Source organism: bacterium, assembly GCA_026414725.1.
In the GTDB taxonomy this organism is placed as follows: domain Bacteria; phylum Ratteibacteria; class UBA8468; order B48-G9; family JAFGKM01; genus JAAYXZ01.
This window is the reverse complement of sequence record JAOAIL010000001.1, coordinates 84,182-99,100: the sequence shown is the minus strand read 5'-3', so window position 1 is coordinate 99,100 and position 14,919 is coordinate 84,182. Positions and strand designations below refer to the sequence as shown.

The 14,919-nt window shown below is 35.8% G+C and carries 14 protein-coding genes; 7 read left to right on the top strand and 7 right to left on the bottom strand.

Going from position 1 to position 14,919, the window contains the following annotated elements; all coding sequences use genetic code 11:
• Positions 1–17 precede the first annotated feature (17 nt).
• On the bottom strand, positions 18–1,373 hold the full coding sequence (locus tag N3D17_00495; protein ID MCX8081874.1) for a phosphomannomutase/phosphoglucomutase: 1,356 nt from the start codon (positions 1,371–1,373) through the stop codon (positions 18–20).
• A 76-nt stretch (positions 1,374–1,449) separates the two neighbouring features.
• Between N3D17_00495 and N3D17_00490 the strand changes: the two genes are divergently transcribed.
• A complete protein-coding gene (locus tag N3D17_00490; GenBank protein ID MCX8081873.1) occupies positions 1,450–2,175 on the top strand; it encodes a type II secretion system protein GspG in 726 nt (241 codons plus the stop codon).
• Between the two features lie 8 nt (positions 2,176–2,183).
• Positions 2,184–2,615 (top strand): methyl-accepting chemotaxis protein, encoded by a 432-nt coding sequence (locus N3D17_00485; protein ID MCX8081872.1) that lies wholly within the window; start codon positions 2,184–2,186, stop codon positions 2,613–2,615.
• Positions 2,616–2,620: 5 nt separating this feature from the next.
• On the opposite strand, the gene rsfS is transcribed toward N3D17_00485, so the two are convergent.
• Both rsfS and N3D17_00475 read right to left on the bottom strand, forming a co-directional pair.
• A complete protein-coding gene (gene rsfS, locus N3D17_00480) occupies positions 2,621–2,941 on the bottom strand; it encodes a ribosome silencing factor (GenBank protein ID MCX8081871.1) in 321 nt (106 codons plus the stop codon).
• A gap of 20 nt (positions 2,942–2,961) precedes the next feature.
• Complete coding sequence (locus N3D17_00475) at positions 2,962–4,443, bottom strand: hypothetical protein (GenBank protein ID MCX8081870.1); 1,482 nt, start codon at positions 4,441–4,443, stop codon at positions 2,962–2,964.
• A 344-nt stretch (positions 4,444–4,787) separates the two neighbouring features.
• Between N3D17_00475 and N3D17_00470 the strand changes: the two genes are divergently transcribed.
• The 4 genes from N3D17_00470 to N3D17_00455 all read left to right on the top strand — a co-directional run bounded on the left by N3D17_00470 (position 4,788) and on the right by N3D17_00455 (position 9,371).
• Positions 4,788–5,489, top strand: a complete 702-nt coding sequence (locus N3D17_00470) for a 50S ribosomal protein L25/general stress protein Ctc (GenBank protein MCX8081869.1) — start codon at positions 4,788–4,790, stop codon at positions 5,487–5,489.
• Positions 5,486–6,049: an aminoacyl-tRNA hydrolase gene (pth, locus tag N3D17_00465; GenBank protein MCX8081868.1), complete on the top strand. Its 564-nt coding sequence runs from the start codon at positions 5,486–5,488 to the stop codon at positions 6,047–6,049. The genes N3D17_00470 and pth overlap by 4 nt, the downstream gene beginning before the upstream one ends.
• Before the next feature lie 15 nt (positions 6,050–6,064).
• Entirely contained in the window at positions 6,065–8,140 is a 2,076-nt protein-coding gene (locus tag N3D17_00460; protein ID MCX8081867.1) for a sodium-translocating pyrophosphatase, read from the top strand.
• A 67-nt stretch (positions 8,141–8,207) separates the two neighbouring features.
• Positions 8,208–9,371, top strand: coding sequence for an NADP-dependent malic enzyme (locus tag N3D17_00455; protein ID MCX8081866.1), 1,164 nt, complete (start codon positions 8,208–8,210; stop codon positions 9,369–9,371).
• Positions 9,372–9,374: 3 nt separating this feature from the next.
• Here the strand turns inward: N3D17_00455 and ruvX are convergent, their stop codons facing one another.
• The 4 genes from ruvX to tyrS are packed head-to-tail and all read right to left on the bottom strand — an operon-like array spanning position 9,375 to position 12,494.
• A complete protein-coding gene (gene ruvX / locus N3D17_00450) occupies positions 9,375–9,800 on the bottom strand; it encodes a Holliday junction resolvase RuvX (GenBank protein MCX8081865.1) in 426 nt (141 codons plus the stop codon).
• A 4-nt stretch (positions 9,801–9,804) separates the two neighbouring features.
• Positions 9,805–10,644 (bottom strand): dihydropteroate synthase, encoded by an 840-nt coding sequence (gene folP / locus N3D17_00445; GenBank protein ID MCX8081864.1) that lies wholly within the window; start codon positions 10,642–10,644, stop codon positions 9,805–9,807.
• A complete protein-coding gene (locus N3D17_00440; protein MCX8081863.1) occupies positions 10,641–11,297 on the bottom strand; it encodes a class II aldolase/adducin family protein in 657 nt (218 codons plus the stop codon). Before N3D17_00440 ends, folP begins: the two co-directional genes overlap by 4 nt.
• Before the next feature lie 3 nt (positions 11,298–11,300).
• Positions 11,301–12,494, bottom strand: a complete 1,194-nt coding sequence (gene tyrS / locus N3D17_00435; GenBank protein MCX8081862.1) for a tyrosine--tRNA ligase — start codon at positions 12,492–12,494, stop codon at positions 11,301–11,303.
• A gap of 97 nt (positions 12,495–12,591) precedes the next feature.
• On the opposite strand from tyrS, the gene N3D17_00430 reads away from it, so the two are divergent.
• A complete protein-coding gene (locus N3D17_00430; protein MCX8081861.1) occupies positions 12,592–14,913 on the top strand; it encodes a family 78 glycoside hydrolase catalytic domain in 2,322 nt (773 codons plus the stop codon).
• The last annotated feature ends 6 nt before the right edge of the window (positions 14,914–14,919 follow it).

Here is a 14,919-nt window from a genome sequence, read left to right as displayed (position 1 = left end):
TATCACGTTTTTATTTTTTATATAGAACTTCTGATAACTTTCAGAAAGTTCTCTTTAATATTTTCCAGCGCTTCATATGTTTCCGCTTCCACACGGATAACAAGTGCTGGCTGTGTATTTGAAGCCCTTACAAGTGCCCATCCATCAGAAAGGAAGACCTTTACACCATCTATATCGGAAATTTTATATCCCTGAGAGGAGAAGAATGTCTTAAGTTTTTCAACAACAGCAAATTTTTTCTCATCAGGGACTGTAATTCGTATCTCAGGTGTTGAATGGTATTTTTTAATTCCTGCAAGTAATTCAGAGGGATTTTTGCCTGTCTCATCCATTATTTTAAGTAATCGTAGCGAAGAATATATAGCATCATCATATCCAAAATACTCATCTGCAAAATATAAATGTCCTGAAAGTTCTCCTGCAAGAGGTGCTTTTTCTATATGCATCTTGTTCTCTATGAGAGAATGTCCTGTTTTCCACATCAAGGGGATACCACCTGCTTTTATTATTTCTTCTTCCAGCGTTTTACTGCATTTTACATCAAATATAATTTTAGAACCTGGTAAACGTTTTAATATATCTCTTGCATATATGATTAGCAACTGGTCTCCCCAGAGTATATTGCCTTTCTCATCTACAACACCGAGACGGTCTCCATCTCCATCATATCCAAAACCAGCATCAATATTATTCTCTTTTACTGTTTTTATCAGGTCCTGTAGATTTTCAGGAACTAAAGGGTCAGGAAGATGGTGTGGGAAAGTAGGGTCGCTATCAGTATAAAGTGGTAGTATATCAATATCTAATTTCTTAAAGAGTTTGACGATTAGAGGACCTGCTGTTCCATTACCAGTATCAACTGCTATTTTTAACTTCCTGTTGAAATGGAAATTTTTTACCATAAATTTTATATAATCATCTGTCGCATCCTTCAGGTTATATTGTCCCTTACCACCTGTGAAATCATTTTTTTCAATAATATCTGCGACTTCCTGTATTTCCTGACCATATAAACTTTTATTTCCTATAACCATCTTGAAGCCATTAAATTCAGGTGGATTATGACTTGCAGTAACCATAACTCCTGCGTCAAATTGATAATTATGAACAGCAAAGTATAAAACAGGGGTAGGTACTATTCCTGTATCTGTTACATCACATCCAGAGTCAAGCAGTCCTGAAACCAACCTTTCTTTTAGTCCAGGCGTAGTAATTCTATTATCACCTGCAACACATATATTTCTTTTACCATTTTTCATTACAATGGTTCCAAATCCTCTTCCTAAAAGATATGGAATATCTCCTTTTAGGTCTTTCTCATAAATTCCTCTTATGTCATATTCTCTGAATATATTTCTATTTATTTTTCCCATAGGAAAAATTATACATCATATTTGTTTAAATTGACAATACTACATTATAAAAGGTAAAATAAATAGAGGAAAAGTAATGAAGAAAGGATTTACTCTTACCGAACTGATTATAGCGGTTACCATAGTTATAATAGTAGCTGCAATATCGTTAAAGATGGTTTCACTAATTCTCCATAAAGCAAGGGTTGTAAGTGCAAAGACACAGATTGCACAACTTGCTCAGATACTTCAGACAATAAAAGATGATACTGGTTTATATCCTGTAGTTCTTTCTGATATACTATCTAAATCTCCACCTTCAGGGATGGAAAAGGGCTGGCATGGACCTTATAGCGTGTCCATACCGATTGATCCATGGAAGACACCATATTTTTATAAAATACCTTTGACAAATGTTTTTGGTTCTCCACCTTTTATTAGGGGAACAGGTAAACCATTTTCATATTATTTTAATTTTGAAGCAACATCACAGACAGCAACTATGAAAATTGAAAATTATGGTGTTGCTTCAGCATATGTCTGTGTCAATGGCACTACAATTTTTTCTCATAAAGATTTTTGTGCCAAACCTCCCCATCCTCAGATATATGAAAGACAGGTTAATATTAAAGATGGAACTAACTATATGGAGGCATGGCTTGCAAGTCAACCAACGAGTTATTTCCTCGTATATATTTATGGATATTTTCCAACCAAAGAGTATTTTTTATTAGGTAGTTATGGAAGAGATAGAAAAGAAGGGGGGAAAGGAGTAGACGAGGATATTGTCTGGCATTCTGAAAAGTATCCTAACTTTCAGTGAGGTGAAAAATGAAAATTAGAAGAAGGAAATACTTGATAAATAAGCCACTTCAGTTTATATATTCCGGTATTATAATATATCTTCTACTTATAGGTATTATTATTGCTGGAGTGGGGACATACTATCTTACTTTCAATACTATACTGAATGAACTTGATGCACAGGGTGGGATGGCTAATGCATATGAACTGGTAAAGAGTATCAATTTTTTAATACTTAGTCGTGTTGGTTTAATGCTGGTTGTGATTCTCTTATTTGCCTTTGTTTTTGGTATCTTTTATCTCCACAGGATAGCAGGTCCTATCTTCAGGATTGAAAGAACTATTAGAGAGATAGCTGAAGGTAAAAAGGTTGAGCCCATAAGATTGAGGAAAAAGGATTTTTTCAAATCACTCGCTGATGCACTCAATAAACTGATAGAAAAACAGAATATAAATTAATGCTATTAAACTTCTGCCCATAACCTCTCAAGTTTGTAATATAACCTTGCTTCAGGTAGAAATATATGGATAATTACCTCACCATAGTCAATGAGCACCCACCTGCCTCTTTTTAGTCCGTCTATAGAGATAGGGTGTTCTTCTATTCCATACAGGAGTGCCTCTGCAAGTGTTTTCGTGTGTACAGGAGAGTTTCCAGATGCAATTACAAAATAGTCAGTAATCCAGGTCTGCTTCCCTACAAAAAGGACTTTTATATCTTCTGCTTTTTTGTCTTCCAGTATAGATACAATCTTTTTCAGCTTATTCTCAATAGATGTTTTCACATTTTTCTCCTGTTATAATTTTACTTCATTTTTTTAAGATTATCTATATATCTTTCCCATATAGATACTATTTTCTTCAGGTCTATTTCAGGTATTTCACAGGTAGTAGGATTTTTTGTGAAGGATAAAACAAATCTTTCTGAATAGAATATACAGGGGATACCTATCTTATAACTGTTCATTGTATACTCCAGCCACTTTTCATAGTTCCCATAAACCCAATTATCAGTATCAACAGGATGATAAGGTAATACTGCTCTTGCGAGGTCTGCACGCGCTTTCATTGCTTCTAAAACAGTTCCTTCAGGAAGGGTTCCTGTATCATGAAGTCGGACCATATCAAAAGTGTCATAAAAATAAGGGTGTACTGTACTGCTGTTAATTAAAGCATCTGGTTTTGCTTTTTTAGCAGTAGTATATATATCTTTCTGAAGTTGATATAAAAGTTCACATCCCCATCCCTTTCCTTTTATTTTAAGGTCTCCTTTAAATTTTTTAAGTAGATAAGTCCTACCACATTGTTCACCACTCCTTAAACTTCTTTCAGAAGGCACATAAGAAAGCTGGTCTATTTTAAAACCGTCTGCATCAAAACACCCTTTATCAGAAGATATAAGCCGGAATATCTGTTTTTTAAGAAAGTGTCTGTATTCCTGATTTGTAGGGTCTGCAACCAATTTTGTCTTCCCTGCAAATATACACCATTTATCCGGAAGTCCTTCATAGAGAAAGGTAGCAAACCATAAAAGTACTTTTCTGTTTTTTTTATGTTGCCTTTCTATAAAACCCCTCAGGTCAGGCCATTGATTTTTATAGGGCTCCAGTGTCCCTGCAGGTGACCATCCCGCATCAATAATAACAATTCCGATGGGAATCCCTGCTTCTTCAAGTTTTGATATCCATTTTTCATAAAGTCCTTGTGTACAATAAGCCAGTGCCCGTGTTTCTGGTCCGGGTCCTTCCATAAACAGAGAGGTTGCTACCTGGTCTCCCCAGCCACAGTAGATAGGCATTAACCACCAATCAGGGATATTTCTTTTATTTTTTACCACCTGTGGATATAAAATTTCTGTTGCTTTTGACAACATCTGCATTGGGTTTTCTCCATTACATTCTGGAGAGATAAAGAGAGAGATATTTTTTAATGCTTTTGCTGGATTGGTATGTCCTTCAAGGTCTACAGATACTTCTATTGATGAAGAGGTTGCTTTAAATTCTACAAAGTTCCAGAGGTGCCAACCTTTTTTCGCTTTAATATATAAAAGTACTTTTTTATCCTTACCTATTAGTGCTACTGAAAAAGGTAATGGAGTAAATTTAGCACCTGTTTGTGAGGTTATTCTATTTCCAATTACTATCTTACAGGGTATATCATACGGTTCTGTCCGATGGTCGTTGGATGGACTGGGACACCATATTTTTTCTGGTGTAAACCCGATCTCTACAGGTTTAATTCTGAAAACAATATAAGTTTTTTTTATATGGGGTATAACTTTTCTCATTTGGGTATATATTATACCACATTCATTTAGAAAGTGTGTAAAAAAGAAAAGTTATATATCACAGAACTATGAGATTTTTTCCATCTGAGTAATATAAATCTAACTTTCCTAAAATGGGACAAATATGGGACCCTATAAATAATAAAGAGTATAGAATTCTGTTCAGAAAACACCTACACATTTTCACCAGTCCTTATTGCTATTACAGGACTTGAAGTAAAACTATAAGATTTTTTACCTTTATAGAATCCCCTATCTACTTTTTTGATATTTTTTTCTGATATGATAAAATTATAAAATCTTAAAATCAATAGAATAAGCATAAAAAAGAGGGAGGACTTTTTATGGACAAGATACAATTTACAGCAGAAGAGAGAGAGGGAATAGGAAAGGGAGTTGCGAGAAAACTTAGAGCAGGTGGTTTTATACCAGCGGTTCTTTATGGACCTGGTTATGAACCGATACCCCTTAAAGTTGAAAAAAAGAGTGCAGAGGATATTATAAGGAAACTGGAGTCACATAATGTAATGGCTGATATCGTGATTAAGAAAGGGAAGAAAAAGGAGACAGTGAAGACCATACTTAAGGATATCCAGACAGACCCGATACGTGGAGATATTCTGCATCTTGATTTTTACAGGATTAGTATGGACCATTCAGTAAGAATGGGAATTCCTGTGCATCTTGTTGGAGAATCTCCGGGGATAGAAAAAGGAGGTATTCTTGAACAGGAATTGAGAGAATTGCAGGTTCAGGCACTACCTGATAGGATTCCTGCATTAATAGAGGTTGATGTATCAAACCTTGATATAGGGCATGCTATTTTAGTTAAAGATATTGTTTTACCTGAAGGTGTTTCTTTAGTTGATGACCCTGAAAAGGTTGTGGTTACAGTTCTTGCACCAAAAGCAGAAAAGATAGAGGTGGAAGAAGGTGCTGAAGCAGTTGTCTCTGAAGTGCCTACAGAGCCAGAAGTAATTACACAGAAGGAAGCAGAAGAGAGAAGAAGAGAGAAAGAAGCGAGAGAAAAAGCAGAGAAAGAGTGAAGATAATAATTGGACTTGGTAATGCAAAAATTGGATACGGGAATACAAGACATAACATTGGATTTAAAGTTATTGACTTATTGAGAAAAAAGTATTATCCTTCAAAAGTTATTAAAACACATTATTATAGAGGATGGGAAAGCAGTATAATATCAGTTCCTGTTATCCTTATAAAACCAAAGACATTTATGAATGAAAGTGGGATAGCAGTGAAAAAGGTCTTTGAAAGATTTAATGGAGAAATGAAGGACTATATAATAATACATGATGAACTTGATGTTCAGTTAGGGAAGATAAAGATAACCACTGGAAAGGGACCTGGCGGTCATAAAGGCGTACTTTCCGTTGTAAATGAGTTAGGAAGCAGGGATTTTATCCGTGTTAGAATAGGAATAGGGAAGGAGAATTTAGATGTGTCGTATGTTGATTATGTGCTATCTCCTTTTCTACAGGAAGAGAAACCATTGATTGAGCAATCACTTGAAAAAGCAGTATTAGCAATAGAGGAGATTGTTAGAAGTGGAATTGAAAAGGCAATGTCTCTATATAATGTTTCTTGAAAGGAGGAAAAGGAAATGGAAGGAATAGGAATGCAGGTTTTTGCTTTGATTAGTTCACTCGTAGCGATTGCTTTCACAGGTATTCTTGTAAAAAGCATTATGAAGAAGTCAGAGGGAACACCTGAAATGATAGAGATTGCCCAGGCAATAAGAATAGGAGCGAGGGCATATCTTATAAGGCAGTATAAAGGGGTAGGGATATTTTTTAGTATCGTTTTTGTAATCCTTCTTGTTCTTACAGGATTTGGATACACTAATATCTTTGTCCCATTTGCTTTTCTGGCAGGTGGTTTTTTCTCTGCTTTAAGTGGTTATATAGGAATGACTATTGCAACAAATTCATCAGCCAGAACAACTAATGCAGCAAAAAATTCACTTAATGAAGCACTAAGATTAGCGTTTTCCTCAGGGCTTGTTATGGGTTTGATTGTAGTAGGGCTTGCCCTGTTTTTTATCAGTGTGGGATATAGTATTGTAAGATGGTTACATCCAGACCTTAACTATATTGCCGCTACAATGGTATGTTTTGGAATGGGTGCAAGTGCACAAGCACTTTTTGCCAGGGTAGGAGGGGGTATATATACGAAAGGAGCGGATGTTGGTGCTGATTTAATAGGTAAGGTTGAAGTTGGAATTCCAGAAGATGACCCGAGAAATCCTGCCGTTATTGCTGATAATGTTGGAGATAATGTTGGAGATATAGCAGGAATGGGAGCAGACCTTTATGAGTCATATGTGGGTTCAATACTTGCTACAATGGCACTTTCGGTCTCTGCTGGATTAGGATATTATGGAATCTCTCTTCCTCTCGCTATAGCAGCACTCGGTATATTTGCTTCCATTATTGGCTCTTTCTTTGTTAGTGTTAAAGAGGATGCAACACAGGCAGGTCTGTTGATGGCATTAAGGAAGGGGATATACATTGCGGCAGGAATTGTAATAATTACTTCTTATTTTGCAATTACTATGATACTTGGCCCTGAATATAAAGGAATATATGGTTCTGTTATATGTGGTGTTATAGCAGGACTGCTTATTGGTTTTTTCTCTGAGTACTATACATCAGATAGTTATCAACCAACGAGAGATGTAGCAAAGGCATCACTTACAGGGCATGCTACTGTTATGATAGAGGGAATTGCTAATGGTATGTATTCAACTTCTGTTCCGATATTAGTAATTGTTCTTGCTACTATAGGTGCCTATATGTTCGCTGGCGGACTTTATCAACCTACAATGGGACTTTATGGAATAGGACTTGCGGGAGTAGGACTTTTAAGTACACTGGGTATAACGCTTGCAACTGATTCATACGGTCCAGTAGCAGATAATGCAGGAGGTAATGCAGAGATGTCTCACCAGCCACCTTTTGTTAGACAGAGGACAGATGAACTTGATGCACTCGGAAATACTACTGCAGCAACAGGTAAGGGTTTTGCTATCGGTTCTGCTGCGCTTACCACACTTGCGCTTATTGCTGCTTTTAAGGAACAGATTGTTATGCTCGGTGGTAATATGGACCTTTCTGTAATGAATGTTCGTCTTCTTTCTGGTATTTTCATTGGGGTAATGTATCCTATGTCTTTCTCTTCTATGGCATTAAAGGCAGTGGGCAGGACAGCACAGGATATCGTAGAGGAGGTAAGGAGACAATTCAGAGAGATAGCAGGACTTATGGATGGTAAGGTGAAACCTGACTATGCGAGGGCAGTAGATATCTGTACAAAATCAGCACAGAAGGAGATGCTTAAGCCAGCAATTATTACTATAATACTTCCAGTAGTAGTGGGTCTTTTACTGGGTACTGAAGCATTGATGGGTTTACTGGTGGGAGCAATGGCAGGTGGATTTGTCCTCGCGGTTATGATGGCAAATGCAGGAGCATCATGGGATAATGCAAAGAAATATATAGAGAAAGGAAATTTTGGAGGTAAAGGAACAGATGCACATAAGGCAGCTGTTACAGGTGATACAGTAGGTGACCCATTCAAGGATACAGCAGGTCCTTCACTGAATATCCTTATAAAACTTATGTCCATAGTGGCAATTGTATTTGCTTCGTTTATTCTGCATACAACAATTTTTAAGTAACGGATATACTTTCCCCTCTCTCCTTTTTGGGGAGAGGGGAACGGTGTAGAATAAAAGGACGAGTAAAATGACAGATGTATATTCTGATTCACTCAAACTACATAAAAGAGCAAAAGGGAAGATAGAGATAAAATCAAAAGTCCCATTGAAAGACAAGAAAGACCTTTCCCTTGCATATACTCCGGGAGTTGCAGAGCCATGCAGGGAGATAAATAAAGACAAGTCACTCGTTTATGAATATACCTCAAAATGGAATACTGTCGCTGTGGTTACTGACGGTAGTGCGGTATTGGGACTTGGTAATATAGGTGCAGAGGCAGCGCTACCTGTCATGGAAGGTAAGGCAATACTTTTTAAGGAGTTTGGTGAGGTTGATGCTATTCCTGTATGTATATCCAGTCAGGATACAGATGAGATAGTAAATACAGTTACATTAATATCTCCTACCTTTGGAGGTATAAATCTTGAGGACATTTCTGCCCCCCGATGTTTTGAAATAGAAAAACGGCTTATAGAAACACTTCCTATTCCTGTTTTTCACGATGACCAGCATGGTACCGCTGTAGTTGTACTTGCTGCTCTTATCAATGCCCTTAAACTTGTCAATAAAAAGATGGAAGATATAAAAATTGTGATAAACGGTGCCGGTGCAGCAGGAATAGCTATAGTGAAATTCCTTTATTATGCTGGCGCGAGAAAGATGTTGTTGTGTGATAGAAGCGGTATCATATGTAAGGATAGAAAAGAAAATATGAACTTTGCAAAGGAAGAGATAATAAGATATCTTCTACCATCAAAGTTAGGAACACTCGCTGATGCGATGAAAGATGCAGATGTTTTTATTGGTGTTTCAGGACCTGATACAGTAAGTGAGGATATGATAAGAATAATGAATAAAGGGGCTATTGTTTTTGCTATGTCTAACCCTGTTCCTGAGATTATGCCTGAAAAAGCAAAAAAGGCAGGAGCATTTATTGTGGGAACAGGAAGAAGTGATATGGAAAACCAGATAAACAATCTTCTCGCTTTTCCTGGTATTTTTAGAGGTGTATTTGATGTAAGAGCAAAAAAGATTACGGAGAAGATGAAAATATCAGCAAGTCATGCCATTGCTAACTATATCCCTGAGAATAAACTCTCTCCTGAATATATAATCCCTTCTGCACTGGATAAGAATGTAGCAAAAAAAGTAGCCGAAAATGTTGCTTCTACATGGACAGAAGATAAGTAATTACTACATCTCTTCCATTACATCTTTTTTCAACGAATCAAGGTAATTCTGAAGTATTATCTGTGCGGATAGTTTATCTATGAATTTTTTTCTTTTCCTCCTGCTTAAGTCCGCCTCAATGAGAATTGTTTCTGCCTGCTGTGTGCTTAATCTCTCATCAAAGGGAATGAAAGGGATTTCAATTTCTTTTTTAAGTTTTTCTATAAAGGCAATGGTTCTTTCTGTTTGACTGCTTATAGAACCATCCATCCTTAGTGGAAGTCCATATACAATACTTTCAATTTCATACTTTATTATAAGTTCCTTTATCCTTTCCACTTCTTTTTCACCACGTTCAATTCTACCAAGCCCTCTCGCAAGTGTTTTTGTCTCATCACTTATCGCAACTCCTACCCGTTTCTCACCTACATCCAGGCACAATATCCTCATCTTTTTATCCTCTTTCTATAGCATCAACAACTTCAAGGGCTCGTCTGGTTTCTTTTACATCATGGACCCTGAATATCTTTACACCTTTAATATATCCTACTACTGCAGAGGCAAGAGAGCCCTCAAGTCGGTACTCTGGGGAGATATTATTTAATATCTTACCTATAAATGACTTTCTTGAAGTTCCTAAAAGAACAGGTCTACCAAGTTCATTAAATTTCTCTATATTTTTCAGGAGTGTGAGATTGTCTTCAAACCTTTTACCGAATCCAATCCCGGGGTCAATCACAATCCTTTCAATATCAATCCCTTCTTTTTCTATTAACTTTAGTTTTTCTTTCAAGAATTGAAATACTTCGGAGAACACATCCTCATAAAATGGATTAACCTGCATATCCTCAGGGGTACCTTTCATATGCATAACTACATAACCACAATCAGTATCTTTTATTATATTAAAAAGTTTAGTGTCTATTGAAAAGGCAGAAATATCATTTATAATAGATGCACCTGCTTCAAGTGCCATCTCTGCAACTTTTGCTTTATATGTGTCACAGGATATAAGTATATCTGTTTCTTTAGAAAGTTCTCTTATCACAGGGACTGTTCTGGTTATCTCTTCTTCTACAGGTATCTCTTTACTTCCAGGTCTCGTTGACTGTCCACCTATATCTATAATATCCGCACCTTCTTCTATCATTTCCTTCGCTCTTTTTAAAGCAGACATAACATCAGGATAACTTGAATCACTATAAAATGAATCAGGCGATGTATTCAATATCCCCATTATAAGGAAATTCTTTATCTCTAATGTTTTATTTTTTATCTTCCAGATGTGCTTCATCTCATATCTTTTTTTAACAATGCTTTTCTATAATCCTCTGCCTCTAAATTTTCTATACCTTCAATTTCTTTAAGGTTAAGATATCTGAGGGAACCAGCAATTTTACCTGCAAGTATTGTTTTTGCTGTATCTTCAAGTAGCCAGCTTCTTGCAAATGCTTCTTTCAGTGTAGTACCAATACATACAGCACCATGATTTTTAAGGAGTACCACATTACAAGCCTTTATTTTACTTACCACTGCCTTCCTTATTGCTTCTCCACCAGGAACAACATACTCAATAACAGGTACATATCTTCCAAATAAGGCTACATAGTCAGGAAATACAGGTTTAAACTTTACATCTGCAGATATAAGTCCTGTGGTAATGGGTGGGTGTGTATGGAACACTGCCTTTACATCTTCCCTTTCCATATATATTCCGAGATGCATTGATATCTCACAGGTCGGTCTTAAATTCCCAAAAATTTTGCCGGTTTGTATATCCACCTTTACCCATTCTTTTTCATCTATTTCATCAAGAAAAAAACCACTCGGAGAAAGGAAGACATAATTACCTTCTCTTGCACTGATATTTCCACCAGGTCCTGCTACAAGTCCTTTTTCTACAATTTTTTTGCCATAAATAGTAAGAAGTTTTCGTATCTCTTCCATACTTTACTCCTTTACCTTAATACGTAGAAATCTTCTTTTACCTACCTTTAATACCTGTCCATCCTTTACAGAAATTTTTGCATAAGGGTCATCTATTACATCATTGTCAAGTTTCACTGCTTTCTGTGTTATCATCCTTCTTGCCTCTGTTTTTGAAGGTAGGAGCCCTGAGTTAAAAAGAAGGTCTAAAATAGATATCTCTTCTTTATCTATAAAAAATTCAGGTATCTCATCAGGTGTCTGTTTTTCTTTAAATATCCTATCAAACTCTGCTTCTGCCTCCTTAGCAGTTTTTTCATCAAAAAATCTTTTTACAATTTCTTTTGCAAGTAATCCCTTTGCCTGTCTGGGATTATCTTTTATGAGTTCCTTGAATACATCAACGTCAATAGAGGTTAATAGATAAAAATACTCTTCCATTAAGTCATCAGGAATAGACATTACCTTCCCAAACATATCATCCGGTGATGTTTCTATTGGTATATGGTTGTTGTATGTTTTGCTCATTTTTAGTTTACCATCTGTTCCACGTAATATAGGCATTGTAATTATAATCTGTTTTTCCTGTCCCAGTGCTTCCTGTATTGTCCTTCCTGCAAGCAGGTTAAACTTCTGTTCCGTAGCACCTATTTCCACATCTGCTTTTAGTACATAAGAGTCATATCCCTGAAGGAGAGGATATAAAAATTCGTGGAAAAATATGGGTTTATTTGATTTATATCTCTGAGAAAAGTCTTCCCTTTCAAGTATCTGGGCAATAGTGAAGATAGAAGTAAGTTTAACAATTTCTTCCAGTGTAAGTTTAGCGAGCCAGTGGGAGTTATATACGAACTCTGTCTTTGAAAGGTCTAATATTTTTCCTACCTGTTCTTTGTATCTTGAAAGATTATTTTTAATCTGTTCTTCTGAAAGTATAGGCCTGGTTTCTTTTCTTCCTGTAGGGTCTCCTATTCTTGCAGTGAAGTCACCTATTAAAAATAATATCTTATGCCCTAAATCCTGAAAATCCTTCAATTTACTGATAGGGACGGTATGTCCAATATGTATTTCAGGAGCAGTGGGGTCAATTCCGTATTTTATCCTTAAAGGAATATTTTTAACAAGGGAGTTTTTCAGTTTGTTTCTTAATTCATCCTCCTCAATTACTTCCACCGCATTCCTTTTTATAATCTGTAGTTGTTTTTCTATCTCTTTCATAGTATCCTTTCATAGGTCTTTTTATTATACCAGAAATCATCTATCATATAAATTCTGGAAGTTGTATAATTATAACGTTATAAAATGGAGGAGGAAGATGTTTCAAAATGCAAGATGGATATGGTATGATCACTATGGATATGATGATGTGAATGTATATATGCTTGCCAGAAAGGAATTTATTCTTAATGATATTCCTGAACATCCTGTAGAGATAAAAATAACAGCAGATACAAGGTATAAGCTTTATATTAACGAGGAATATGTCTGTTATGGTCCAGCGAGGGGTTATCCTGAAAATTATCCTGTTGATATAGTAGAGATTTCAAAATATCTTAAGAAGGGTAAGAATTTTATTGCAATAATTGTTCATCAATGCGGACATGGGACTTTTCAGTCAATATACGGTGGTGCAGGAGGATTAATTGTTGAAGGAAAGATAGGAGAAGTTGATATAAGTACCTGTCCAGATAATGGATGGTTGGTTAAGAAGTCATTCGGGCATAAACAGGATATGATAAGAAGGTCAACCCAGATGGGTTATCAGGAATGTTTTGATGCCAGAATGACTGAAAGTGATTGGAAGTCGTCTGCAAATATAAATGAGGGAAAAGATGGATGGAATAGCCCAAAATATAGAATGGCAGGATGTTTACCATGGTTAAATTTTGAAGAAAGAGGGATACCTCTTTTGAAAGAAGAAAAAATGGGATTTAGAGAAGTTCTTAATTTTTTCTATGGTAGAAATTATAAATACTGGGAAAACATGCGAAATATTACTTCTGTCTATCTTGAAGAAATAAAAACAGAGTGCAGGGATTGTTCAAAAATAAAAAACATTGCAAATATGTTAAGAGAAGATGATACCTATACGATGATTTTACCATTCCCTTCAGATAAACATATAAACATAATATTTGATGCAGGTGTTGAAGTAGTAGGTTTTTTAGGAGTAGAGGTGGAGGGTATAGGTGGAGAAGTAATAGATTTTACAACTGCGGAATTACTTAATGAAGAGGGACATCTGTGTATAAAAGATACTCAAACCGGCTCTAAAGTTTCCATTTCAGATAGATATATTTTAAGGAAAGGGAAGCAGATATTTGAGACATTCTATATCCATGGTTTCAGATATCTTTCTCTGACTGTAAGAAATGTAAATAAGCCATTGAAGATTAAAAGAGTATATATTAGAGAGGTTTCTTATCCATTTGAGAAGAAAGCAATATTTAAAACATCAGATGAGTGGTTAAACCAGATATGGGATATGTGTATAAGAACACAGATATGCTGTAGTTTAGATGCATATATTGATTGTCCATGGAGAGAACAGGCGCAATGGTGGGGAGATGCGAGGGTTCAGGCAGTAAATACATACTATGGATTGGGTGGTGATATGCGTCTTTTCAGAAGAGGTATAAGACAGGCAGGACAATCTCAGATATCAAATGGGCTTACCTATGGACATTTTCCTACAATAGCAGTAGGATGTATTTTACCTGATTTTACAATGACCTGGATACAGACACATTTTGATTATTACAGATATACCGGAGATAAGTCGTTGATGAAAGAACAGTATGACAGGATAGAAAAAGCAATGGGATTTTTTAACAGTTATATAGAAAAGAATTATCTACTGGGGAAGATGCCTGAATACTGGGTTTTTCTTGACTGGGCTCCTTTGTATAAAGATGGGTTTTCCTGTCTGTTTAATCTTATGTATCTTTCTACTTTAAGGACTATGGCTACCATATCAAATATTCTGAAAAAACCTGAAAAAGCAAACAGATATCTGATAATGGCAGAAAAAATAGAAAAAAGAGTTAAAAAGGTCTTCTGGAATAATAATAAAAAATGTTTCTGGGATGGATATGATACTATCCAAAATATACCAATAAAAAAGATAAGTCAGCATACACATAGCTTGGCAATACTTTTAGATATTAATAGAAAATATCACAGGTTATGGGCGGAAGAAATTTTACTTCCTCCAATGAGGCAAAAACCACTTACACATCCTAACATTATTGAGGCATCTCCTTTCTTTTATTATTATGTGATAGAGGCGCTTAAAAAAGTAGGTGGATATGAAAAACAGATAATGGACTTTATAAAAAGTAGATGGGGAAAAATGTTAGACAGTGGTGCAACGACCTGCTGGGAGATGTGGAATCCTGACCCCGGTGTGACATCTCTCTGTCATGCATGGAGTGCCCATCCGATAGTTCACTTTATTGAAATTATAGGAGGAGTAAGACCTGTAAGTTATAACTGGAATGTAATGAAAAAGTATTCATTCTTAACATATATTAACTTTGCAAAATTGTATATTCCTACTCTGTCAGGGGATATCATAGTAGAGATAGAAAAAGACAAGAGAAAGATTGAAACAAGGCCTGATATAAAAATTTTATGAACTTAC